General features: G+C 69.8%; 21 protein-coding genes and 1 pseudogene. 11 read left to right on the top strand and 11 right to left on the bottom strand.

Features of this window, described 5'->3' with window-relative positions:
* Positions 1-161: 161 nt before the first annotated feature.
* The 7 genes from AC07EJ_RS04265 (at position 162) to AC07EJ_RS04235 (ending at position 6,284) form a co-directional block, all read left to right on the top strand.
* Entirely contained in the window at positions 162-1,502 is a 1,341-nt protein-coding gene (locus AC07EJ_RS04265; RefSeq protein WP_478883700.1) for a hypothetical protein, read from the top strand.
* Between the two features lie 115 nt (positions 1,503-1,617).
* A complete protein-coding gene (locus AC07EJ_RS04260; RefSeq protein WP_389476085.1) occupies positions 1,618-2,265 on the top strand; it encodes a DUF4383 domain-containing protein in 648 nt (215 codons plus the stop codon).
* A gap of 25 nt (positions 2,266-2,290) precedes the next feature.
* A complete protein-coding gene (locus AC07EJ_RS04255; RefSeq protein WP_478883699.1) occupies positions 2,291-3,067 on the top strand; it encodes a FadR/GntR family transcriptional regulator in 777 nt (258 codons plus the stop codon).
* Between the two features lie 118 nt (positions 3,068-3,185).
* Positions 3,186-4,331 (top strand): galactonate dehydratase, encoded by a 1,146-nt coding sequence (dgoD, locus tag AC07EJ_RS04250; RefSeq protein WP_478883698.1) that lies wholly within the window; start codon positions 3,186-3,188, stop codon positions 4,329-4,331.
* Positions 4,332-4,401: 70 nt separating this feature from the next.
* Positions 4,402-5,022, top strand: coding sequence for a bifunctional 4-hydroxy-2-oxoglutarate aldolase/2-dehydro-3-deoxy-phosphogluconate aldolase (locus AC07EJ_RS04245; protein WP_362899508.1), 621 nt, complete (start codon positions 4,402-4,404; stop codon positions 5,020-5,022).
* Positions 5,019-6,023, top strand: a complete 1,005-nt coding sequence (locus AC07EJ_RS04240; RefSeq protein WP_393582674.1) for a sugar kinase — start codon at positions 5,019-5,021, stop codon at positions 6,021-6,023. The genes AC07EJ_RS04245 and AC07EJ_RS04240 overlap by 4 nt, the downstream gene beginning before the upstream one ends.
* Positions 6,024-6,056: 33 nt before the next feature.
* Positions 6,057-6,284 (top strand): FmdB family zinc ribbon protein, encoded by a 228-nt coding sequence (locus tag AC07EJ_RS04235; protein WP_389476094.1) that lies wholly within the window; start codon positions 6,057-6,059, stop codon positions 6,282-6,284.
* Between the two features lie 22 nt (positions 6,285-6,306).
* Here the strand turns inward: AC07EJ_RS04235 and AC07EJ_RS04230 are convergent, their stop codons facing one another.
* The 3 genes from AC07EJ_RS04230 to AC07EJ_RS04220 all read right to left on the bottom strand — a co-directional run bounded on the left by AC07EJ_RS04230 (position 6,307) and on the right by AC07EJ_RS04220 (position 10,870).
* The gene (locus tag AC07EJ_RS04230; RefSeq protein WP_478883923.1) at positions 6,307-7,053 is read right to left on the bottom strand and encodes an HAD family hydrolase; all 747 of its coding nucleotides are present in this window, start codon (positions 7,051-7,053) and stop codon (positions 6,307-6,309) included.
* A 77-nt stretch (positions 7,054-7,130) separates the two neighbouring features.
* Positions 7,131-9,677, bottom strand: coding sequence for a phosphoribosyltransferase (locus AC07EJ_RS04225; protein WP_478883697.1), 2,547 nt, complete (start codon positions 9,675-9,677; stop codon positions 7,131-7,133).
* 26 nt (positions 9,678-9,703) lie between these two features.
* A complete protein-coding gene (locus AC07EJ_RS04220; RefSeq protein ID WP_478883696.1) occupies positions 9,704-10,870 on the bottom strand; it encodes an HpcH/HpaI aldolase/citrate lyase family protein in 1,167 nt (388 codons plus the stop codon).
* Between the two features lie 187 nt (positions 10,871-11,057).
* Here AC07EJ_RS04220 and AC07EJ_RS04215 point away from each other — a divergent pair, with 187 nt between their 5' ends.
* Complete coding sequence (locus tag AC07EJ_RS04215) at positions 11,058-12,008, top strand: TerD family protein (RefSeq protein ID WP_478883695.1); 951 nt, start codon at positions 11,058-11,060, stop codon at positions 12,006-12,008.
* Positions 12,009-12,192: 184 nt separating this feature from the next.
* Here AC07EJ_RS04215 and AC07EJ_RS04210 read toward each other — a convergent pair whose 3' ends face one another.
* The 6 genes from AC07EJ_RS04210 to AC07EJ_RS04185 form a co-directional block, all read right to left on the bottom strand.
* Positions 12,193-12,933, bottom strand: a complete 741-nt coding sequence (locus AC07EJ_RS04210) for a TerD family protein (RefSeq protein ID WP_389476102.1) — start codon at positions 12,931-12,933, stop codon at positions 12,193-12,195.
* A gap of 99 nt (positions 12,934-13,032) precedes the next feature.
* Positions 13,033-14,181, bottom strand: a complete 1,149-nt coding sequence (locus AC07EJ_RS04205; protein ID WP_389476104.1) for a DUF475 domain-containing protein — start codon at positions 14,179-14,181, stop codon at positions 13,033-13,035.
* Positions 14,182-14,254: 73 nt separating this feature from the next.
* Entirely contained in the window at positions 14,255-14,830 is a 576-nt protein-coding gene (locus AC07EJ_RS04200) for a TerD family protein (RefSeq protein ID WP_100591940.1), read from the bottom strand.
* Positions 14,831-14,928: 98 nt separating this feature from the next.
* Positions 14,929-15,504: a TerD family protein gene (locus AC07EJ_RS04195; protein WP_100591939.1), complete on the bottom strand. Its 576-nt coding sequence runs from the start codon at positions 15,502-15,504 to the stop codon at positions 14,929-14,931.
* Positions 15,505-15,684: 180 nt separating this feature from the next.
* On the bottom strand, positions 15,685-16,143 hold the full coding sequence (locus tag AC07EJ_RS04190; protein ID WP_100591938.1) for a peroxiredoxin: 459 nt from the start codon (positions 16,141-16,143) through the stop codon (positions 15,685-15,687).
* 175 nt (positions 16,144-16,318) lie between these two features.
* Complete coding sequence (locus AC07EJ_RS04185) at positions 16,319-16,750, bottom strand: DUF3052 domain-containing protein (protein ID WP_389476108.1); 432 nt, start codon at positions 16,748-16,750, stop codon at positions 16,319-16,321.
* Positions 16,751-17,198: 448 nt separating this feature from the next.
* On the opposite strand from AC07EJ_RS04185, the gene aceE reads away from it, so the two are divergent.
* The gene (gene aceE, locus AC07EJ_RS04180; RefSeq protein ID WP_389476110.1) at positions 17,199-19,946 is read left to right on the top strand and encodes a pyruvate dehydrogenase (acetyl-transferring), homodimeric type; all 2,748 of its coding nucleotides are present in this window, start codon (positions 17,199-17,201) and stop codon (positions 19,944-19,946) included.
* Between the two features lie 79 nt (positions 19,947-20,025).
* On the opposite strand, the pseudogene AC07EJ_RS04175 reads toward aceE, so the two are convergent.
* Positions 20,026-20,422, bottom strand: a pseudogene (locus tag AC07EJ_RS04175) (peptidase inhibitor family I36 protein).
* A 233-nt stretch (positions 20,423-20,655) separates the two neighbouring features.
* Complete coding sequence (locus AC07EJ_RS04170) at positions 20,656-22,266, bottom strand: DHA2 family efflux MFS transporter permease subunit (RefSeq protein ID WP_478883694.1); 1,611 nt, start codon at positions 22,264-22,266, stop codon at positions 20,656-20,658.
* Positions 22,267-22,381: 115 nt separating this feature from the next.
* Here AC07EJ_RS04170 and AC07EJ_RS04165 point away from each other — a divergent pair, with 115 nt between their 5' ends.
* On the top strand, positions 22,382-23,026 hold the full coding sequence (locus tag AC07EJ_RS04165) for a TetR/AcrR family transcriptional regulator (protein ID WP_389476116.1): 645 nt from the start codon (positions 22,382-22,384) through the stop codon (positions 23,024-23,026).
* 160 nt (positions 23,027-23,186) lie between these two features.
* The gene (locus AC07EJ_RS04160) at positions 23,187-24,395 is read left to right on the top strand and encodes an alpha/beta hydrolase (RefSeq protein ID WP_478883693.1); all 1,209 of its coding nucleotides are present in this window, start codon (positions 23,187-23,189) and stop codon (positions 24,393-24,395) included.
* Positions 24,396-24,437 lie beyond the last annotated feature (42 nt).

Raw genomic sequence — 24,437 nt, 5'->3', positions numbered from 1 at the left:
TCCGGCAAAGTCCCGGAGCCCAGAGCGAACTATCCGGCCCGTGTGTTCGTCATTAACCGGTGGGAGAATGACAGCGGGCAGGGCGGATGAGTGCACGGGCGAGGGCAGCACGGGAGAGGGTAGTGACGGCGACACCACCGATGCGGCCGTATGCGTCGTCGATGCGACCGCGCGCCGCGCTTCGCGATCTGCTCGGGTTCGTCCTGCTTCCACTGCCTCTCGTCACCCTAGCCGTCGCTGCGGCGCCGGCCGCGTTCGCCGGGGGCGGCACCCGGCGATGGTTCGGGCGCGGGGAGGGCCAGCGGGCGGAGGCGCAGGCCGCGAAGGACGCCGCCGCGGCCGCGTTCTACGAACTCGACACCGCCCAGCGTGATCTGCGGATCTCCATCGAGACCATCACGGCCGTCGACGACTCGCCCGCCGCGCGCCGTACCGTCTCCGACTTCGAGGCCCTCGGCCGGCGGATCGACGAGGCCAGCCTGCAGTACATCACCGCCGTGGACGCGCACGACCTCGACCGGGACGGCCTGGAGGCCTCGGTCGCCTCGCGGGCGCGCGCCGAGCTCAGCCGGGCCAAGGACGAGCTGAGCAAGGTGAAGCTGGACCTCGACCGGTTCTCGCAGGGCCTCGGGCCGCTGCTCGGGAAGGCCGAGACGCAGCTGGCGCGGCTGGCCCCCGCCGTCGAGCGGGCCCGACAGGCGCTCCTCGCGGCAAGCAATTCCCTGGACGCCGTGCGCGGCGCCGGGCTCAAGGCCGACGATCTCGCCGCCCGCCTCGCCGCCCTCGGCCCCGAGCTCACCCGGCTCAACCAGGGCGCGGGGCAGCACGGCGTGCCCGAGACCCTGGAGCGCGCCGAGCGGGTCGCCCGGGATGCCGAGGCCGTGCGGGCCGAGGCCCAGCGGCTGCCCGCGCGCGCCGCCGAGATCGACCGCCGCCTCGTCTCGCTGCGGACCCGCGCGCAGGCCCTGACCACGCGGGCCGGGCAGGTCGAGCCCGTCCTGAGCGAGCTGCGCAGACGGTTCACGGCCGCCTGCTGGCAGGACCTCCAGCACGTGCCGGAGCGCGCCGCGGAGAACGTACGGCAGGCGGAGCTGAAGCTGGCCGAGGCGCGTACGGCGCGGGACGAGCAGCGCTGGCCGGACGCGACGTCGCTCCTGTCGACGGTCCGGGCCCTGCTGAACACGACGGACGAGGACGTGTCCACCGCCTCCGACCGGCTGCACCGGCTGAACGCCGTGGCGAAGGACCCGCAGCAGGAGATCGACCGGACGCGATTCGCCATCCGGGACGCGCAGCGGCTCGCCATGTCGGGGCGCAGCACACCCGAGCCCCGGCACGCGCGCCCCCTCGACGACTCCGTGGCCCGCCTGGACCGCGCCGTCGCCGCTCTCGAGGGGCGCCACCCCGATTACTGGCACTTCCTCACGGAGACGGAGGCCGTCCGGCAGACGGTCACTCGCGTCGTCGCGCAGATCAGGGAAGACCGCGGCGCCCCCTCCTGAGCTGCCGCGCCGGACTCCGCGAGCCGAGGTTCGGGCCGCGGTCCGGGCCGCCCCTGTTGGCGACCTCGGGACTACGGGCGGATCCTTGAGGTACGTACGTGCAAGGGAGGCGAATATGGCCACGCATGTACCCGAAATCCGCCCAGCCCCCCGGCTCCGGCATCCGCGTGTCGTTCTCGACGATCATCTGCCCGTCGACCACGGACTCAGCAAGGTCTACCGGATAGGCGCGGGCCTGATGGGACTCGTGCTGGTCGCCTTCGGCATCCTGGGCCTCATCGACCAGATCGGATTCTTCGACACCGGCGGCGACAGGGTCGCCGGCCTGAACACCAACGGTGCCCTCAGCGTCCTGTCGATCCTGATCGGCGCACTGTTGTTCGCCGGCATGGTCATCGGACGGAACGTCGCCTCGACGATCAACATGACCGTCGGCATCCTGTTCATCCTCAGCGGCTTCGTGAACCTCGCCCTGCTCCAGACCGACTACAACTTCCTCGCGTTCCAGATCCAGAACGTGCTGTTCAGCTTCGTGGTCGGCGTGATGCTCATGGCCTTCGGGATGTACGGGCGCGTCAGCGGAACGCTGCCGCACGACAACCCGTACTGGCGCGCGCGGCACCCGGAAACCGCCGCCCGCGAGGACCGCGCACGCACCGCCCGGCAGCCCCACGCCACCCCCGAGGTCACCAAGGCCCCCGGGACCACCGGCACCACCAAAATCACTGATGGGCCCGGACCGCCGAGAATAATTGATAAATAACTGGCCCACGTGCGAGGCTGCCCCCATGACGCGCAAGGACAGGGGCAGCCCGAGCCGGGACAGCACGGGCCCGGACGGCACGCCGGGGGTCTCGTACACCGGGCGCGGCGTCCACCGGGTCGTCGTGGAGGCGCTCGCCCGGCGGATCTTCGACGGGACGTACGCGGAGGGGGATCTCCTCGATCTGCCGGGGCTGATGGCCGAGCTGGACGTCAGCCAGACCGTGGTGCGCGAGGCGATCAAGGTGCTGACCACGAAAGGTCTGCTGGACGCCCGGCAGAAGCGGGGTACGTTCGTGCGTCCGCGCGAGGACTGGAACCTCCTCGACAGTGACGTCCTGCGCTGGACGATCGACTCCGGCGCGCCCGGCGCCTTCTTCACCGATCTCCTTGAGCTGCGCCGAGCCGTAGAGCCCGCCGCGGCCGCGCTCGCCGCGCTGCACCGCACGGACGCGGATCTCGCCGCCCTCGACGCGGCACTCAGCGCGATGGCCGCCGCCGAGCAGACACCCGTCATGACCGGCCCCGTCATGACCGAGAGCGACCCCGTCCTCGCCGTGCGCGCGGACGCCTCCTTCCACACGGCTCTCCTCACCGCCTCGGGCAACCCCTTCTTCGCGCAGATGCGGCGCGTCATCATCCCGGCCCTGGTCGTACGGGACCGGCTCGTGCACGCCGGACGGCACGAACACCCGCTGCCCGCCCACGCCCTGGTCGCCGGCCGCGTCCGCGCGCAGGACCAGGACGGCGCGTACGCGGCGATGCTGGAAGTGATCGAACTGTCCCGGCGCGGCCATCCCTGACACCTGGCCCCTGGCCCCTGGCCCCTGGCCCCTGACATTGCGACACCGCGACACCGCGACACCAGTCCCCTCCCCCTCGCCCTCCTCCCCCTCCGTAACGCCCGAGAGGAACCCGTAAGTGAAGATCGCCCGCATCGAGACCTTCCTCGCTCCGCCCCGCTGGATGTTCGTCCGCGTGGAGACCGACGAAGGGGTCGTCGGCTGGGGCGAGCCCGTCGTCGAGGGGCGTGCGGAGCCCGTGCGGGCCGCCGTCGAGGTGCTCGCCGAGTACCTCGACGGCCAGGACCCGCTGCGCATCGAGGACCACTGGCAGGTCATGACCAAGGGCGGCTTCTACCGCGGCGGCCCGGTCCTGTCCTCCGCCGTCGCCGGGCTCGACCAGGCGCTGTGGGACATCAAGGGCAAGACGTACGGCCAGCCCGTGCACCAGCTGCTCGGCGGGCCGGTGCGTGAGCGGATCCGCGCGTACGCCTGGGTGGGAGGTGACGAGCCGAGCGAGGTCAGGGACGCGGTGAGCGCCCAGGTCGAGGCCGGGTTCACGGCGGTGAAGATGAACGGCAGCGGGCGCATGACACCACTCGCCACCCGCGAGGAGGTCCGCGCGTGCCTGCTGCGCGCAGAGACAGCCCGCGAAGTCCTGGGCGACGAAAGGGACTTCGCGCTCGACTTCCACGGCCGGGTCTCCCCCGCGAACGCCCGCCGGCTGCTCCCCCTGCTCGCCGAGTACGCACCCCTGTTCGTCGAGGAGCCCGTCCTCTCCGACCACATGCAGGCCGTCCCCGACCTGGTGAACGCGTCCAACATCCCGATCGCGCTCGGCGAACGGCTCTTCACCCGGCGGGAGTTCCTCGCCCCGCTCGAGGCCGGCGTCGCCGTGGTGCAGCCCGACATCTCGCACGCGGGCGGCATCTCCGAGCTGCGCCGCATCGCCGCGCTCGCCGAGATCTACGGCGCCCACATCGCGCCGCACTGCCCGCTCGGTCCCGTGGCCCTCGCCGCGAGCCTCCAAGTCGCCTTCACCACACCGAACTTCCTCATTCAGGAGCAGTCGATCGGCATCCACTACAACAAGGATGCCGAACTCCTCGACTACGTCACCGACCGCGAGCCGTTCCGCTTCGTCGCGGGATCGCTGCTGCGCACGGAACGGCCCGGCCTCGGGGTCGACATCGACGAGGCGGCCGTACGCGCGGCCGACGCCAAGGGCCACGCCTGGCGCAACCCCGTGTGGCGGTACGAGGACGGCTCGTTCGCCGAGTGGTGACGGACCCTGCGGGAGCTCTGCCGCCCGCCCCGTCACACGCCCCCCATGAAAGGAACCGAGGGAGAGCACCATGGACTTCACTACAGCACTGCGCGCCGAGCGCCTCGTGGCGATCGTCCGGGGGAGCGACGCCGACGCGTCGTTCCGAACGGTCATGGCTCTGGCCGAGGCCGGAATCCCGCTGGTGGAGGTGTCCCTCAGCGGCCGTGACGCCCTCACGGTGATCCGCAGGGCGCGGGCCGAACTCGGCGACGACGTCTGGCTGGGCGCGGGCACGGTCCTGACCGCCGGTGACGCCCGCGAGGCGGCCGAGGCAGGGGCGAACCTCATCGTGACCCCCGGGCTCGGCGCCGGGGTCGACGAGTCCCTTCGACAGGGCCTGCCCGTGCTCGCCGGGGTACTCACGCCGACCGACGTCATCGCGGCCGAGGCCTCCGGGGTGACGGCCCTGAAGATCTTCCCCGCGTCTGCGATGGGCGGCCCGTCGTATCTGAAGGCGCTGCGGGGGCCGTTCCCCCGGACGCCCTTCGTGCCGGTGGGCGGGGTCGACGCGGCGGCGGCGACGGCGTACCTGGAGGGCGGTGCCATCGCGGTCGGGGTCGGCTCGCCGCTCATCGGCGACGCGGCGGACGGCGGCGACCTGGGTCAACTGCGCAAGCGGGCGGCCGAGTTCAAGGCGGTGTGCGGATGACGGCGTCGACGGTCGGCTCGCCCCTCCGGCCCGCCTCTTCCCCCACCTCCCCCACCTCCCCCATCGACGTGCTCACCTTCGGCGAGACGATGGTCGCTCTGCGCGGCCACGGGCCGTTCAAGCTGGGCGGCTCGATGGACCTGTCCGTCGCGGGCGCCGAGTCGAACGTCGCCATCGGCCTCACCCGGCTCGGCCACAGCGTCCGCTGGGCGGGCGCTGTCGGCGCCGACGAGTCGGGCGAACTGGTCCTGCGCACGCTGCGCGCCGAGGGCGTCGACACGTCCTGCGTCACCCGTGACGCCGGCGCCCCCACGGGCCTGATCCTCTTCGAGCCGCGACTGCCGGACGTGACACGGGTGCAGTACTACCGTGCGGGCTCAGCCGGTTCGCGGCTCGACACCGACCGAGTGGAGCGGGCCTTCTCGGCCGGTCCGCCGCCCCGCGTCCTGCATCTGACGGGGATCACGCCCGCGCTCAGCACCTCCGCGCGCGACGCGTGCCGGCGCGCCCTGCGGCTCGCCCGCGAAAGCGGAGTTCCCGTCAGCCTGGACGCCAACTACCGCTCCCAGCTGTGGAGTTCCGAGGCAGCCACTGCCGAACTGCGCGACTGGATCCCGTACGTCGACGTCCTCATCGCCTCCGACGACGAGCTGCCGCTGTGTGCGCCCCCCGGGCCGGACCCGGTCAAGGCTCTCCTCGATCTCGGGGTGAGCGAGGTCGTCGTCAAGCTCGGCGCGGACGGGGCGACCGCCCACTCGGCCGACGGTGAGCTGCGGGTCCCGGCACGGCCGGTGCGCGCGGTGGACGCGGTCGGGGCCGGTGACGCCTTCGTCGCCGGCTACCTCTCCGCGCTCCTCGACGGCGAGGACACCGCCGGACGCCTCGACCGGGCGGTGACGACGGGCGCCTTCGCGGTCGCGCAGCCGGGCGACTGGGAGGGGGCGCCCACGCGGGCGGAACTCGGGCTGCTCGGGGCGGGCCAGGGGACGGTCGTACGCTGACGCACGCCCGGCACGGCCAGCTAACCTGTGCCCATGCCACGCTACGAGTACCGCTGCCGGACCTGCGGCGACACGTTCGAACTGAGCCGCCCCATGGCCGAGTCCTCGGCCCCCGCGGACTGCCCCGCAGGCCACGACGACACGGTGAAGCTGCTGTCGACCGTCGCCGTGGGCGGCACGGCATCGGCCTCCGCCCCGGCCCGCCCCGCGGGCGGCGGGGGCGGAGGCGGCGGATGCTGCGGCGGGGGTTGCTGCGGGTGACCTCCGGCGACTGAGCCTGCGGTTACGACCGCGGGTTCCGGACCTCCTCGATCAGCTCCCGCAGGATCGTCTCGCCCGCCGCGACGCCCCGGTCCTCCAGGTCCGTGACGTGCGGCGCCGTCCAGCCCGCGTCCGCCAGCTCGCCGTGGCCGGGACGCCAGGCCTGGTCGGCCGCGAGCAGCAGGTCGGCGTCGAGCAGGGAGTCGCCGGCCGCGAGCGTGCGGGCGGCGCCGGAGCGGCGGGCCACCTCACGCATGGCCGCACTCTTGGTGAGCGGCTTCGGCACGGCGTAGATCTTGCGGCCCTGGAGGGAGACCGTCCAGCCGCGGCGCTCCGCCCAGACGGCGAGTTCCTTGACCCAGCCCTCCGGGAGCAGGGACCGCTCGACCACGAGATACGCGAAGAGGTCCTCGGCGACGCGCTCCTTCAGGAGCCACGCCGGGTCGGCCGTCCGCACCAGATGCGCCCGCACCTCGTCGAGCGGCGCGCACTGCGCGGCGAGCCGCGCGTCGACCGCCGCCCGCCAGTCGGGGTCGGACACCCCGTCCACCAGCAGGTGCCCGCCGTTGGCGCAGATCGCGAACTTCGGGGCGGGCCCCGGGAGATGGATGCGCCCGTACTGCTCGCGGGTGCGGGTCGTCGTCGGGACGAAGAGGGCGCTGCGGCCGAGTTCACCGAGCAGCGCGGCCGCGTCCTCGGTGACGTAGGAGAGGGGCTTGCCCTCGTAGACCTCGACGCACAGCAGGCGCGGTGCCTGGGCGTCGGGCATCGTCAGGCCGAGGGCGGCGGCGGAGTAGATCAGGGTGCGGTCGAGGTCGCTGGCGACCAGGGCGACGGGCGTGGCACTCACTTCGCGGCCACCGCCTTGCCGTCCGCGCCGGTGGCGCCCCGCGTGTACTTCGGGTGGATCAACCCGACGCAGGTGTAAGGGAGTTCGGCGACCTCCTCGACCGGAACCCCGCGCTGCTCGGCGAGCAGGCGTACGTGGTCGAGGTCGGCTCCGGCGCCCGCGCGGGCGAGTATCTTCCACGGGACGCGGCGCAGCAGCACGCGGGTCGTCTCGCCGACGCCGGGCTTCACCAGGTTCACGTCGTGGATGCCGTACTCCTCACTGATCCGCTCGACGGCCGCCCAGCCCTCCCAGGTGGGCGCGCGGTCGGCGGAGAGCATCTCCTTGACCTGGGCGTCCACGGCGTCGGCGACCTCGTCGAAGCGGGCCTCGACGGTGTCGAGAAAGTGCGTGGACACGTCCGCGCCCGCGAGCTCGCGGTAGAACTTGCCGCCGTGGAAGTCGTTCGGCCCGACGAGGTCGGCGCGCAGCACCGTACGCGATATCAGGCCGGAGACCGTCGAGTTGAGGCACGCGGACGGGATGAGGAAGTCCTCGCGGGTGCCGTACGTGCGCACACAGGAACCGGGGTCGGCGAGTACCGCGATCTCCGGGTCGAACCCGGGGCCACCTTCATTCTGCTGATGGGCCTTGAGCGCTTCGGCCAGTTCGCGGGTGATCGCGCCCTTGCCGGTCCAGCCGTCGACGAAGACGACGTCGGCCGGGTCGTGGTGGGCGGCGAGCCAGCGCAGCGCGTTCGCGTCGATGCCGCGGCCGCGGACGATCGACACGGCGTAGTGCGGCAGGTCGAGGCCGTGCCGCGCCTGCGCCCAGCGGCGCATCAGCACACCGACGGGCGTCCCGGCGCGGGCGAGCGAGACGAGCACCGGGCGGGGGGACCGTTCCGCGAGCACGGTCTCGGTCACGACGCCGACGGCCTGCGCGATCCGTGCGGCCGACACCTCCAGAGCGGACTGGAACAGCGCCTGGTACTCGGCGCTCGGCTGGTACTCGACGGGCAGCGACTCGGCGTAGTGCGCGCCACCGCCCTGGATCGCCTCCTCGCGCTCCTCGGTGGGCGCCTCGAGATCGACGTCCGAGAGGTCCTGGAGCAGCCAGCCGACCTCGTCGGGCGCGTACGAGGAGAAGGCGGGGCCCCGGAGGGGCTCGGGGAGCGTGGGGGGCACCAGGGGCTGCCTTTCGGGCTTCGCGGGGACAGCCCTGTCAGGGACGTACGAGGGTACGACGGCGAGCAGGACGTGCGGGGCGTGCTCGGCGAGGCGCGCCAACAGGCCGTCGGGGGCGTGTAGTTCGGGCGTGTCCGCGGTGGAGTCGACGACCGCGACGATCGCGTCGAACTCACCGCCCGCGACGTTGTACGCGTAGCGCTCGCCCGGCCCGTCGGCCGGGTCGTCGTGGGCGGGGAAGACGAGGCGGGTGCGGATCGCGTAGCCGGGGTCGTCGACAGCGAGGACCGGCGAACGGGTCGTGGTGGAGTAGCGCACCTGTGCCTGCGTGCCCTTCTCGACCTCGCGGGCCAGGGCGAGCGGCGCGTACATCAGCTCCTCGAAGCCGAGGACGAGCACGCGGCGAGCGTCCCCTAGAGGCGTGCTCAGGCGGGCGGCCATAGCGGGGAGCGCCGCGTCGAGCGCCGCGCGGTGCTCCGGCGTGAAGCCGTGCCGGCCTCCGTCGGGCACGGACGCGGGCCAGCCGAGGTCCACGCGGGTCACGCCGGTCACGCAGCGCGGCTCGCTGCCCGGCTCCGTGCCCGGCTCACTGAGTGGCTCTGTGCGCGGCCCGCTGCCCGGCTCGCTGCGCGGCTCTGTGCGCGCCGTCGGGGCCTCGGCGAGGGACTCGTGGCGGGCGACCAGGGCCTGACCCTTGGCGAGGACGTCGTCGGGGAGCTTGACGGTGCCGGACGCCGACGCGATCAGGTCGACGCGGGCGCCGATCTCCCGGGCGAAGTCGGCCAGGCGGCCCCGGTCCTCGGGCGAGCGCATGTCGACGAGGGCGACGATGACGTAGTGCCCGCGCGGGTAGCGCTCGTGCAGGGCGCGGATCGTGTTGAGAACCGTGTTCCCCGTGGAGAACTCGTCGTCGACGAGGACGAGCGCCCCGTCGCCCGCGAGGAGCCGGGGGTCCTCGGGCAGCAGCAGATGCGAGGTGGCATGCGAGTGGGACTCCTCGAAGCCGCCCGCGCGCGCCACCCCGTCGACAGGGCGCCGCGTCGAGTGCAGATACGGCGCGAGGCCCAGGCCATCGGCCACAGAGTGCCCGAGGCCGGTCGCCGTCTCGGCGTACCCGAGCACGACCGCCTGCCGCGCCGCGTCGTCGCCGAGCAGCTCGCGCACCCGCAGACCGAGCTCGTACCCGGCGCGCCAGACCACGGCCGGCGACTGCGGCACATGCTTGCCGAGGACGTTCGACACGAGCAGATGGGCCCGCTTGGGATTGCGGCGCAGGGCAAGGCCCAGCAGCCCGGATATCTCCTCGTCACCGACGAGCTCGACACCGAGCCGCTCCGCTACCCATGTCCCCGACCAGACCACTTCGCCCCTTTTCATTGCTTTCATCATGACTCGCGCGCTCGTCACGCGGGCAGGCCGGCGTTGAGCAGGTCCACGAAGCCGACGTCCTCACGGGCGACACCGAAGGCCTCCGCCCGCTGGAGGGTCCGCTCGGCCCAGGCCCGGTGCGGCTTCACTTCATTCATCTTGTTCGTGTACGCGGATCTGAGGACGCCGCCACCGCCCCGCTCGGGCCGCAGGATGTCCTGGGCGTCGCCGTACTCCTCGTGACTGACCACGGACAGCGCGTGCACGGGCATCACGTGCGAGGGGTGAATGCAGGTCTTGCCGAGCAGGCCGTTGGCCCGGTCCAGCTCGATCTCGCGCAGCAGCCCGTCCATGTCGTGCTCGATGAGGGCCTGGCGCAACTCGACGGCCCGGCCCTCCAGGAAGGGGCTGCGGCGCAGCTGCGGCTTGAACATCCGCTCCTGATGGCGGAAGTATTCCCACACCGGGCCGGTCACGGTGAAACCCGTGCCGTCGGCGCGGCCCAGCAGATTGACCACGTCGCCGATCACGGAGGCCACGATCTGGACGTCGTACGCGGTCATGTCCGGCGGCCTGCGCAGCCCGTACGCGGAGCAGAAGTCGGTCACGCCGAGGCGCAGCGCCAGGACGCGGTCGCGGTACTTGTCGACGACGCGGGCGATCCCGGCGAGGGTGTCGCCCCGCGTCTCCAGATGCAGGAGCTCGGGCGACTCCAGGACGGGCATCGCGAAGAGGCGCCGTCCGGCGGTGACCTCGGCGGCGGAGAGCGCCTCCAGGAACGCCACACCCCGCTCCTCGGTGAATTTCGGCAGCACGAATCCGGACAGCAGGCGCACGGCGGGGCCGAGGCGGTCCACGAGGTCGGTGATCTGCCCGGCGGCGCGGACACGGACGAACAGCAGCGGAGGCCGCGCGTCCGGCCTGGCCGCGAGGTCGGCGAACTGCCTGACCAGGTTCTCCTCGGCGTCCACCACCTCGGCATCGTCGATCGAGTCCTCCAGGCACAGCACCATCGAGACGACGCCCCGGCCCGCCTGCTTGAGGACGTCGTCGGCGAGGCGCGGTCGCGTGGCCGGGCTGTAGAGCGTGGCCCCGAGGGCCGCCGCGAGCATGCGGGGCGGCGAGTCCGCGGTGAAGTCACCAGGCTCCCGGTGGAACAGGCGCTGCCGCACCTCAGGGGCGATATGCCCGAAATGACGCATGAGACTCCCCCGTCGTGCCGCTCGGGCCCGAATTTAAGTGGCCGGTAATAGTACGTAGGGATCCATGTCAAGGGTTCCCATCGGGCATGAAATTCAGGTAACCCACCCATGTCGAGTATGTCGCTCGGTCTCACCGTCTCGGGCCCCCGCGTTGTCCTGGCCAGGACAGGGAAGGCAGGATGACCGCATGACGCACGCGATGCTGAAGGGGTCGAACGTCCCGCTCGAAGCCACGGCGGTCCGCGCCGTGCTGCGCTGGGCCACCGGCCAGGGCGTGCCCGACGTCGACGCCTCGGCGCTGCTCCTCGGCCCCGACGGTCGCGTACGGTCCGACGAGGACTTCGTCTTCTACAACCAGCCCAGGCACCCCTCGGGCAAGGTCTGGCGGCTCGGCAAGAAGCGCGTCGCCGACGGACTCACCGACACGATCCAGTCGGACCTGGCGGGCCTCGGCCCCGAGGTCGGCCGCATCCTCCTCGTGGCCTCGGCGGACGACGTCCCCTTCGACCGCGTACCCGCCCTGCGGATCCTGCTGTACGACGCCGCTGCCGCGGAGGGTGAGCCCCTCGCCCACTTCGACGTGAAGCCGGAGACGGGCGCCGAGACGGCACTGATCTGCGGCGAGCTGTACCGGCGCGGCGAGGGCTGGAAGTTCCGGGCCCTGGGCGAGGGCTACTCGAACGGCCTGGTCGGTCTGGCCACGGACTTCGGCATCTCCGTGGACGAGTCGGAGCCGGCGGCGGATCTTCCGGCATCGTCCCCTCCGGGCCCGATGCCGGCCGCCGAGCCGCCCTTCCCGCCACCGGCCCCCGCCACCTCCTCGTTCACGGGGTCGGGCTCGGGCTCGGGGCCGGCTTGGGGTTCGGGTTCGGGTTCGGGTTCGGGTTCGGGTTCGGGTTCGGGTTCGGGCTACGGGTATCCGCAGGCGCCCGCGCAGCAGCCCATCGCCGCGTCGCTCCCCCAGCCCGCCTCCCAGCCGTCGTACGGGTATCCGCCCGCGGCGCCCACGCAGCCCGCGCCGCTCGCCATGCCGGTGCCGACGACGCAGCCCGCGTACGGCTATCCGCAGCCGGTGCAGCCGCTGCCCGACCCGAACTTCGCGCTGCCGCCGCAGGGCCCGCAGTTCATCTCACGCTGAGACCGCGACCGGCCCCGGGCGACTCGGGGCCGGATCGGGCGACTCGGGGCCGGGCGACGGAACAGGGACCGTCCGGCGCCGGGCCAAGGCGTCACCGGCCCCCAGGCGCCACCGGGTCCGAGTCGCCGGCCCAGGCGCCACCAGCCCAGGCGCCACCGGGCGCACGGGATTGCGACGACAAGACCTAGCGCTCCCCGACCTTGGTCTTGTATCCCCGGCCCCACTGAAGGCCCCACCCGTACAGCCGGTCCAGCTCGGCCTGGAACCCGTACACGAACTTCACCTCGCGGCGCACGATCAGCTCACCCTTGACGTTCTCGATCGTGACGACGGCGCAGGAGCGGGCCTGCGGGGCGCGCTCGTCGAGACTGATCTCGACCCGCGGGCCGTTGCTCGGGTAGAGCGTGACGTGGGCGTGCGTACGGTCGAACGCCGGCGTCTGGTCGTAGATGTAGACGAAGACAAGCAGTCGCTTGATGGACTCGCGGTGGTCGAGATTGACGTAGATCGTCTCCCCCGACGCCGAGCCGAAGCGGTCGTCCCCGCTGAGCTTCACGTACGGCGGCGCGTTGAGCGCACCGAAGAAGTTGCCGAGCGGCTGGACCACGCCCTTCTCCCCGTCGGTCAGCTCATACAGACAGCCGAGGTCGAGGTCCACATTGACCATGCTCTGCGTATGGGCCTGCACCACATCGGGCTTGAACAGCTTGAACGGGTGCCGCAGCAGGCTCTCCCGCTCGGGGCCGCCGATGTCCGAGGTCCGCATCCGCCAGGACAGGTTGATGCGCAGATTTCCGGTGGCCGCCCCCTGCTTGGTGAGCGAGACAACCGGGTGCCGCTTGGTGAGTTCGATGGAATTCGATGCGGCGCTGCCCGACTCGAACTCCGCCGCACGCCCCCGCCACAGTCCGTCCCAGAAGGACATTTCGCCCCCAAGTGCCCATGTTTCATGGTCCAGTTACGCCGACGGGGCGGCCGGTGAGGAGTTCTCCTCGCAGACCGCCCCGCTCACAGCGTTCCAGGATCAGAGCCCGGACGAAACCTCAGCCTTCTCGCCCGAGGCTGTCGCGTTTCCCTCGGCGGCCGCGATTCGCTTGTTGCGGCGCACCGACGACCAGAACGACCAGGCGATCAGGACGACGCCGATCAGGCCCGTGATGACCTCGTTGATCTCGTACTGGATCGTGATCATGAGGATCACGGCGAGGGCACCGATCGCGTAGTGCGCGCCGTGCTCCAGGAACACGTAGTCGTCCAGGGTTCCCTGTCGGACCAGGTAGACCGTGAGCGAGCGGACGTACATGGCACCGATACCGAGGCCGAGCGCCATCAGCACGATGTCGTTGGTGATGGCGAAGGCGCCGATGACTCCGTCGAAGGAGAAGGAAGCGTCCAGGACCTCGAGGTAGAGGAACATGAAGAACGCGGCCTTGCCCGCCATCACTATGGCCGGCGCGGCCTTGCCGCTCTTCCTGGCCTCTTCCTCGGCCTCGTGCTCGCGCTCCTCTTCCTCTTCCAGGCGGTTTTCGAAGAACCCGGAGAGACCGCCCACGATGAGGTACGTGATCAGACCGGCGATGCCGGAGATGAGTACCGTCTCAGCCTTGTCCACATGGACGCCACCGTGCTGGTGGGCGTGCGTGGCCACGGTGAACGAGGAGATCAGGAGCACGATCATCGCGATGCAGACCGACAGCATGTCGACCTTGCCGAGCTTGGCGAGCGGACGCTCGATCCAGCGCAGCCACTGGACGTCCCGCTCCTCGAAGACGAAGTCGAGGAAGATCATCAACAGGAACATGCCACCGAAGGCGGCGATCGACGGGTGCGCGTCGGTCACCAACTGCTGGTACTTGTCCTTGTCGTTGAGCGCGAGCTTGACCGCCTCGATGGGGCCGAGCTTGGCGCTGACCGCGACGATCACGACGGGGAAGACCAGTCGCATACCGAAGACGGCGATCAGCACACCGACCGTGAGGAAGATCTTCTGCCAGAAGGCATTCATCTTCTTCAGGATTCCGGCGTTGATCACCGCGTTGTCGAAGGACAGCGAGATCTCGAGGACGGCAAGGATCGCGACGACCCCGAATGCTGTCCATCCGTCGTAGAACACCGCCGCGACCAGGCCGAGCGCAGTAATTGCGAACGACCAGCCGAAGGTTTTCAAAACCACTGGCTACCCCATCAGGTGAGTACGGGTCTCCCCCGCGCCGGTAGGACGGGGCTCCCCCGCTCCGCGCACGGCTTTACGAAACATTGACCCCGAAGTCTAGAGCGATGCCCCGAAGGCCCGACGCGTACCCCTGCCCCACAGCGCGGAACTTCCATTCGCCGCCGTACCGGTACACCTCACCGAAGATCATCGCGGTCTCCGTGGACGCGTCCTCGCTCAGGTCGTATCGGGCGAGTTCCTGACCGTCCGCCTGATTGACCACGCGAATGAACGCGTTGCTGACCTGGCCGAACGTCTGCCCTCGGTTGTCCGCGTCATGGATCGAGACCGGAAAGACGATCTTGTCGCAGAATGCCGGCACCTTGGACAGGTCGATCAGGATCGACTCGTCGTCCCCCTCGCCCTCACCGGTGAGGTTGTCACCGGTGTGCTCGACGGAGCCGTCCGGGCTCGTGAGCTGGTTGTAGAAGATGAACCACTCGTCGCCGAGCACCCGGCCGTCCTTGCACAGCAGCGCGCTGGCGTCGAGGTCGAAGTCGGCTCCGGTGGTGGAACGCGCGTCCCAGCCGAGTCCGATCAGCACCTGTGTGAGGTTCGGTGCGGCCTTGGAGAGGGAGACATTGCCCCCCTTGGCGAGCGTGACACCCATGATCGTGGTCCTCCCCGGTGTGATGTCGCTTGAGTTGTCGAGCGCGTCCGGCGCCGCACTCGCGTGCGGCGCCGGACGGTCATGCGGTCGTGCTCGGCTCAGACGTTGACGCCGAAGTCCTGCGCGATGCCGCGCAGGCCCGAGGCGTAACCCTGGCCGATGGCGCGGAACTTCCACTCCGCGCCGTTCCTGTACAGCTCGCCGAAGACCATGGCGGTCTCCGTCGAGGCGTCCTCGGAGAGGTCGTACCGGGCGATTTCCGCCCCGCCCGCCTGGTTCACGACGCGGATGAACGCGTTGCGCACCTGGCCGAACGACTGCTGGCGGTTCTCGGCGTCGTAGATGGAGACCGGGAACACGATCTTGTCGACATCGGCCGGGACGCCGGCGAGGTTGACCTTGAGCTGCTCGTCGTCACCCTCACCTTCGCCCGTGGTGTTGTCGCCGGTGTGCTCGACCGAGCCGTCCGGGCTCTTCAGGTTGTTGAAGAAGACGAAGTTGGCGTCACTGCTGACCTTGCCCTCCGTGTTCGTCAGGATGGCGCTGGCATCGAGGTCGAAGTCCGTACCCGTGGTGGTACGAACGTCCCACCCGAGACCGATGATGACCGCGGTCAGGCCAGGAGCCTCCTTGGTCAGCGATACGTTGCCGCCCTTGCTGAGGCTGACTCCCACGAGTCCTCCCATTGGTGTCGGGGGCGGGGAGCCCCATCGTGCATTGGTATCGGATCAACGTCTGGATCCTAGTGACCGGTTCCCGGCAGCCACAGGCTCCGCACCCGAAGAATCCCAGGGTGTCATCCCCGGGACATCCCCGAGAGATGCGCGCAGCGCCCCCCTGTGACCCCTGAAGGGTCAGAGGGTGTCGATCGCCTTGACGTATTCGTTGAGGTCGCGGGCGTCCGGCAGGCCGTTGACAACGGTCCAGCGGACCACGCCCTCCTTGTCGATGATGAAGGTGCCGCGCACCGCGCAGCCCTTCTCCTCGTCGAAGACGCCGTACGCGCGCGAGGCCTCGCCGTGCGGCCAGAAGTCCGACAGGAGCGGGTACTCGAGGCCCTCCTGCTCGGCGAAGACGCGCAGGCTGAACGGCGAGTCGTTCGACACGGCGAGCAGCTGCACGTCGTCATTGACGAACTTCGGCAGTTCGTCGCGCAGGGCGCACAGCTCGCCGGTGCACACGCCGGTGAAGGCGAACGGGTAGAAGAGCAGCACCACGTTCTTCTCACCCCGGAAGTCCGAGAGCCGCACGGTCTCGCCGTGCTGCGTCTTGAGCTCGAAATCCGGAGCCTTCGTGCCGACCTCGATCGTCATGGTCAAGCTTTCCTTCCGTGGAGCCGTTCGGGTGACTCAGCCTAATTGGCACCACGGAGCCGGTGTCCCACAGGTGACCGCCCACCCCCGCCCGCGCATGCACGTGAGGCCCCCGCGGTCGCGCTTCAACGCGCCCGCGAAGGCCTCACAAAGGGATCCCGGTTCCGCCGGAGGGTTACCGCTTCTTGGCGGCCCCCTTCGGGGTGATGAGCCGACTGCCGTTCCAGTCCTTGCCCGCATTGATGCTCTTGGTCTGCGAGAGCCCGGCGGTGGTGGCGGCCTCGCCGATCTCGCTCGGCTCGACGTAACCGTCACGCCCGGTCTTCGGCGTCAGGAGAAGGATGGCACCGCCTTCTTCCATGTACGCGATGGCATCCACCAGAGCGTCAGTAAGGTCCCCGTCGTCCTCACGGAACCAGAGCACCACGGCGTCAGCCACGTCGTCGTAGTCCTCGTCGACGAGCTCGGAGCCGATGGCCTGTTCGATAGCCTCGCGGAGCTCCTGATCGACGTCGTCGTCGTAGCCGATCTCCTGGACCACCTGGTCGGGTTGGAAACCAAGCCTTACGGCAAGGTTCGACTCCGCGTGGTCCGCGGTCGCGCTCACGGATTGCCTCCTGATCATGTTTACGAAGTTGTCTGCGGCTTCGCGCGTGCGCGAAGCGTTGGCCGTAGTCCACACGGGCGGGGCGGATCGCGCAAGTACCCGGCCCCCGAGACCGCCGAAACGGTGACGTTCTGGGCGGTGTCACCTCATCTTCTGCCAAGGATCCCCGCAGGCCGGTGATGTACGCCACACCGATCTGCCGGATTTGCCCACCCTGTGGATGGCCGTCGTCCACCTCAGCCGAACGGCCTCACGAATCCGGTGAACCGCATGAGCGTATCGTTGCGATTTGGCCGCACCCGTCCGGGGAACCCCGGGGAATCACTCCCATTACCCCGCGGTAGAGATGACGATTGTGCCCCCGAGGTACACGATGGGGAGCGGCGCAGCCCCATTGCACCCCCATTGCACCCCAATTGCACATCTCGACCGACAGTGAAGGAACAGCGTGGTTTCCGGATCCGATCGCAATCCGATCATCATTGGCGGCCTTCCCAGCCAGGTCCCGGACTTCGATCCCGAAGAGACCCGGGAATGGCTCGACTCCCTCGACGCCGCCGTCGACGAGCGCGGGCGCGAGCGGGCCCGCTACCTGATGCTCCGGCTGATCGAGCGCGCCCGCGAGAAGCGTGTGGCCGTGCCTGAGATGCGCAGCACGGACTACATCAACACGATCGCGACCAAGGACGAGCCCTTCTTCCCCGGCAACGAGGAAATCGAGCGCAAGGTCCTGAACGCGACCCGCTGGAACGCCGCGGTGATGGTCTCCCGCGCCCAGCGGCCCGGCATCGGGGTGGGCGGTCACATCGCCACCTTCGCCTCCTCCGCCTCGCTCTACGACGTGGGCTTCAACCACTTCTTCCGCGGCAAGGACGACGGCAAGGGCGGCGACCAGATCTTCTTCCAGGGCCATGCGTCGCCGGGCATCTACGCCCGCGCGTATCTCCTGGACCGGCTCACCGAGGGTCAGCTCGACTCCTTCCGCCAGGAGAAGTCGAAGGCTCCCTACGGCCTGTCGTCGTACCCGCACCCCCGACTGATGCCGGACTTCTGGGAGTTCCCCACCGTCTCCATGGGCCTCGGTCCGCTGGGTGCGATCTTCCAGGCGCGGATGAACCGCTACATGCAGGCCCGCGAGATCGCTGACACCTCCGCGTCGCACGTCTGGGCGTTCCTCGGCGACGGCGAGATGGACGAGCCCGAGTCGCTCGGCCAGCTGTCGATCGCGGCCCGTGAGGGCCTGGACAACCTGACCTTCGTGGTGAACTGCAACCTGCAGCGCCTCGACGGCCCGGTGCGCGGCAACGGCAAGATCATCCAGGAGCTGGAGTCTCAGTTCCGCGGCGCCGGCTGGAACGTCATCAAGCTGGTCTGGGACCGCAGTTGGGACCCGCTGCTCGCGCAGGACCGCGACGGCGTCCTGGTGAACAAGCTGAACACCACGCCCGACGGCCAGTTCCAGACGTATGCCACCGAGCCCGGCTCGTACATCCGCGACCACTTCTTCGGCGGCGACCACCGGCTGCGCGCGATGGTCCAGAACATGACCGACGACCAGATCCTGCACCTGGGGCGCGGCGGGCACGACCACAAGAAGATCTTCGCGGCCTTCCAGGCGGCCAAGGCGCACAAGGGCCAGCCGACGGTCATCCTGGCGCAGACGGTCAAGGGCTGGACCCTCGGCCCCAACTTCGAGGGCCGCAACGCGACCCATCAGATGAAGAAGCTGACCGTCGACGACCTCAAGGGCTTCCGCGACCGTCTTCACCTGCCGATCACCGACAAGCAGCTCGAGGACGGCGCTCCGCCGTACTACCACCCGGGCCGCAACTCCGAAGAGATCCAGTACATGCACGACCGCCGGCACGCGCTCGGCGGCTATGTGCCGACCCGCGTCGTGCGGTCCAAGCCGCTGGCGCTCCCCGACGACAAGACGTACGCGAGCGTGAAGAAGGGATCCGGCCAGCAGTCGATCGCCACCACCATGGCTTTCGTCCGACTGCTCAAGGACCTCATGCGGGACAAGGAAATCGGCCGGCGCTTCGTGCTGATCGCGCCGGACGAGTACCGCACGTTCGGCATGGACTCGTTCTTCCCGAGCGCGAAGATCTACAACCCTCTCGGCCAGCAGTACGAGTCCGTGGACCGCGACCTGCTGCTCGCGTACAAGGAGTCTCCGACGGGCCAGATGCTGCATGACGGCATCTCCGAGGCGGGCTGCACGGCCTCGCTGATCGCCGCGGGATCGGCGTACGCGACGCACGGCGAGCCGCTGATCCCGGTCTACGTCTTCTACTCGATGTTCGGCTTCCAGCGCACCGGCGACCAGTTCTGGCAGATGGCCGACCAGCTGGCGCGCGGTTTCGTCCTGGGCGCGACCGCCGGCCGGACGACCCTGACCGGTGAGGGACTGCAGCACGCCGACGGACACTCGCAGCTGCTCGCCTCGACCAACCCGGCCTGTGTCGCCTACGACCCGGCCTTCGGGTTCGAGATCGCGCACATCGTGCAGGACGGCCTGCGACGGATGTACGGCGCCACCGCCGAGCACCCGCACGGCGAGGACATCTTCTACTACCTCACCGTCTACAACGAGCCGCTGCAGCATCCGGCCGAGCCCGGCGATGTCGACGTGGAGGGCATCCTCAAGGGCATCCACCGCTTCAGTCCGGGCACTTCGGGCGCCATCCCTGCTCAGATCCTCGCCTCGGGTGTCGCTGTGCCGTGGGCTCTGGAGGCACAGCAGATCCTCGCCGCGGAGTGGAACGTCAAGGCGGACGTCTGGTCGGCGACCTCCTGGAACGAACTGCGTCGCGAGGCCGTCGAGGTGGAGCGGCACAATCTGCTGCACCCCGACGAGGAGCAGCGTGTCCCCTATGTCACGCAGAAGCTGTCCGGCTCGGAGGGTCCGTTCGTCGCGGTCTCCGACTGGATGCGGTCCGTACCCGACCAGATCTCCCGCTGGGTGCCGGGCACTTACCAGTCGCTCGGCGCGGACGGCTTCGGCTTCGCGGACACACGTGGCGCGGCCCGTCGTTTCTTCCACATCGACGCCCAGTCGATCGTGGTGGGTGTGCTCACGGAACTGGCCCGGGAGGGCAGGGTCGACCGCTCGGTCCTGAAGCAGGCCATCGACCGCTACAAGCTCCTCGACGTCGCGGCGGCCGACCCCGGCCCGGCGGGCGGCGACGCGTAGGGGCCGGATCCCGACTGTCGTAGAGGTTCGAGGTGCGGTGCAGCCAAGGGGGCCGCACCGCACCTCCCTTTCTTTCATCTCAGCGCTCCCAGACCTTGAACGCCCGTACCCGGTAAGGAGATTGGGGCGCCCATGTGCCGCTACCGGGATAGGTCTGGAACTCCCCCGTCTCGGCGCACTCCGCGGACTGGTAGGCCGTGACCGGCCGTCCGGTGCGATTGGCGAGAGCCTGCGCGCTGCCCCCCCTCCGGCAGCGCGACGCAGCTCTCGATGTCGGTCCCGGACAGCTCGTACACCTGCCGGTGCCCCTTGTACGCCGGCTTCTCCCACAGGCACAGCTCCCCCGCCGCACAGTCGCCCGGCGTCGGCGGGGCGGTGGCCCCCGCGTGAACCGGTGTCAGCAGGACGGCCGCCAGAGCCGCCGCGGCCGTCATCGGCAGCTTCGTACCCATCGCCGCGCGCATCCTCGTACCCATATCGATCAACCCCCGTGTCGTGCCGGTCACTTGTCTGCACTCTGGACCGGTGGGCGAACAGACCGGAAGAGCTGACGGATCAGATCACTCGGATAAGCGAAATGCCCCCAGGATTTCCCTGAGGGCATTTCGGGGTGGGTGCGGGGGTGGTTCGGGGGTGGCCTAGGGGTTTCCCCCGAAGGGCCACTTCCTCGATCGGAGCGTTTCCTGATCGGGGCGTTTCCCGAGGGGCGCTAGATGTGTGCGGCCCCCGCGCCCGCCTCCGCGTTCGTGCCGCGCTTGGTCAGCAGCGCGACGAAGATCGCCACAACTGCGACGCCCGCGGCAACCAGGCAGGCCAGGCTCATGCCGGAGATGAAGGTGTCGTGCGCGACTGAGGTGATCTTCTCGGCGAGCCCGGCCGGAGTTCCCTTCGGGACCGGGCCCACGCCGACCTGGACCGCCTCGGACGCCTGGTCCAGCTGGGCAGGCGTGAGCGGCGGAAGCTTGGCGTCGGTCCAGTTGCCCGCGAGGTCGTTGTCCACCTTCGAGGCCATCACGGCGCCGAGCACAGCGGTGCCGAGGCTTCCACCGATCTGCATGGCGGCCTGCTGGAGACCGCCTGCGACGCCGGAGAGCTCCATCGGGGCGTTGCCCACGATGACCTCGGTGGCGCCCACCATGACGGGAGCGAGACCCAGGCCGAGGAGGGCGAACCACAGCGACATGGCGCCGCTGCCCGTACCCGACTCCAGCGTGGACATGCCGTACATGGCGACGGCGGTGAGCAGCATGCCGCCCGCGAGCGGGATGCGCGGACCCACCTTCGTGATCATCGCGCCCGCCAGCGGCGAGCCCACGATCATCATTCCGGTCAGCGGCAGCAGATGCAGGCCGCTGTCGACGGGGCTCATGCCGTGCACGTTCTGCAGGTAGAAGGTGACGAAGAAGAGGCCGCCCATGAAGGCGATGGCCATGAGCACCATCAGGACCACACCGGCCGACAGCGGCACCGAGCGGAACAGGGCCAGCGGGATCAGCGGTTCCTTGACGCGGGTCTCCCAGATCGCGAAGAGCGCGAAGCACAGCACGGAGACCGCCAGGAACGTCCAGGTCAGGCCGTCGCCCCAGCCCCACGTCGGAGCCTTGATAAGCGCCCAGACCAGGCAGAACATCGCGCCGGAGAGCAGTGCGATGCCGAGGATGTCGAAGGACCGCGGCGCGTTCTCGGCGCGGTGGTCCCTGAGGATCAGCAGCCCGAGAACGAGGGCGATGATGCCGACGGGGACGTTGATGAAGAAGACCGACTGCCAGCTGACGTGCTGGACGAGGAGCCCACCGAGGATCGGGCCGCCGGCGGTGGAGGCGCCGATCACCATGCCCCAGATGCCGATCGCCATGTTCAGCTTCTCGGCAGGGAAGGTGGCCCGCAGGAGGCCGAGCGCGGCCGGCATGAGGAGCGCGCCGAACAGGCCCTGGAACACCCGGAAGGTGACCACCAGGGCGATGCTGTCCGACAGGCCGATGGCGCCCGAGGCCGCGGCGAACCCGACCACGCCGATGAGGAAGGTCTGGCGGTGACCGAACCGGTCGCCGAGCTTGCCCGCGGTGATCAGCGTGACCGCGAGGGCGAGAAAGTAGCCGTTGGTGATCCATTGGACATCGGCGAAGCTCGCGCCGAGGTCCTTCTGGATGGCCGGGTTGGCGATGGCCACGATGGTGCCGTCGAGGGCGACCATCATCACGCCGATCGCGACGGAGAACAGCGTCAGCCAGGGGTGGCCGCGAAGCCCCTTGGCCGGGGCCGGAACGGACACGGGCTCCGGAGCCTTGTCCGCCTTGTCGACGGTGGTCTGACTAGTCATGCGTTCGAGGCTAATGACAGCGACTGACAGTTGACAAACCAATTCACAAGTCGGTAACTGTCATGTCGCTCACAGGTAAGCTGAGCTGCGCAAACAGGCGAAAAGAGGGGCGTGAGTGAAGACGCACGAAGCGCGTTCAGGGCTGCGGGAACGCAAGAAGCAGCGCACCCGCGACGCACTGCTGCGCTCCGCTCTGGAACTTTTCACCACAAAGGGGTACGACCGCACGACGGTTGACGAGATCGCGGAGGCCGTCGACGTCTCACAGCGCACCTTCTTCCGGTACTTCACCAGCAAGGAGGAGACCGCGTTCGCGGTCCAGGACATGGTGGAGTCCCGCTTCATCGCTGTCCTGCGCGAACGCCCCGCGACCGACAGCCCGTTCGAGGCCCTGCGGGGTGCGGTGCTCGACGCCTGGGACACCCTCGGTGAGTCCATCGAGGAGGTCGTCCCGGTCGAACTCCACATGCGCACCTACCAGATGATCGAATCCACCCCCTCCCTGATCGCCGTCCACCTGCGGCGTTCCACGGAGCTGGAGGAGGAGATCGCGCGCGTGATCGCCGAGCGCGAGGGTCTCGACGTGGAGACGGATCCGCGCCCTCGCGTGACAGTGGCCGCGTTCAGCGGCGTGATGCGCATGGCCGGCCGGCTGTGGGGCGCCGGCGAGGACAGCAGCGTCGAGTCGATCCGCGAGGTCACCGAGTCCTATCTCGACCAGCTGGGGCCGGTGTTGGCGGGGAAGTGGCACACAGAGTGACCGACCGTGCACTCCCGCGCGCGTGGGGTGCAATCGGCACCTACGGAGTGTGACGCCACCACCTAAGGTAGGCCCGGTTTGCCCTAATTACCCCGCTGGAAACGTGATCTGCCTCACCGATTTCGCGGGTTGGTCCGCGGTTCTCCTAGGGTGTCCCGCAGTGACTTCCTTCGACTCATCCCCGCAACTCAGCGTCTGGCGCGCACTGCTCGCACTGGCCGTCGTGTTCGTCATGCTGGCGACCACCGGCTGGACCGCCGTGCGCCACAAGGGCGTCACCTCGCCACTCAACGCCGCCACCACGGCGTGGGAGCACGCCCACCTCAACGGGCGCGCACTGCCGGACCCGGACGGCTCTCCCGCCCGCCTCGCGCAGTTCTTCGCCTCACTCACCAGTCAGCAACGCACGCGGCTCGCCACCCGCTACCCGCTCGCCGTCGGCAATATGAACGGCGCACCGGTGGAACTGCGCTACCGCGCCAACCGCATCGCCCTCGACCAGGCACGCAAAGTGGCGCGGAAGAGCACGCACGACAACCGGCTCTCCGCCGCGGGACAGCACGACGCCGGCCAGCGCATGAACCGGTACGCGTCGCTGATGCGACCCCACCGCAAGATCCTCGCCTTCGATCCCCTGGGCACCGGCCGCGTCGCCGAGGTCTTCGGGGACCTCGACAAGGCCGAGCGCGTCTCGGTCGTGGTCCCCGGCGTCGACACCAACCTCCTGACCTTCCAGCGGACCGTCCGCAAGTATTCGGCGCCCGTCGGCATGGCTCGCTCCCTGTACCGGGCGGAGCGCGCCGCAGGACCCAGCACACGGACCGCCGTGATCGCCTGGGCCGACTACACGACGCCCGCGGGCCTCGGCGTCGACGCGGCCACCGCGATGCGTGCGGAGGAGGGTGCGACCCGGCTCAACGCCATGGTGCGCGCACTGCCGGGCCGCACTCCGGTGGCCCTGTACTGCCACAGTTACGGCTCCGTGGTGTGCGGTGTCGCCGCGCGCAAACTGCCCTCGCGGGTGAGCGACATTGCGGTGGCCGGCAGCCCCGGAATGCGCGCCGGGAAGGCTTCGAAACTGGGTACCCACGCGCGCGTGTGGGCGATGCGGGACAGCGACGACTGGATCCAGGACGTGCCATACCTGGAGGTCGGCGGGATCGGTCACGGCGCCGACCCCGTCTCCCGGGGATTCGGCGCCCGGGTCCTGTCGGCAGCGGGCGCGCACGGGCACACCGGCTATTTCGAGCCGGGTACGGAGAGCCTCAGCAACTTCGCGGACATCGGCATCGGTTCGTACCGCACCCTGCGGTGTGCGAGCGGGCATGACACCTGTCGTGACGGATCTTCCGGCACAGCGTCGGCCTGACGCGCGTAGAAATCGGTGAAACAGGGGCACGACGCAACAGGG

It is taken from the genome of Streptomyces sp. NPDC045026, from assembly GCF_056432625.1.
This window is presented reverse-complemented; position numbering and strand designations above follow the sequence as displayed.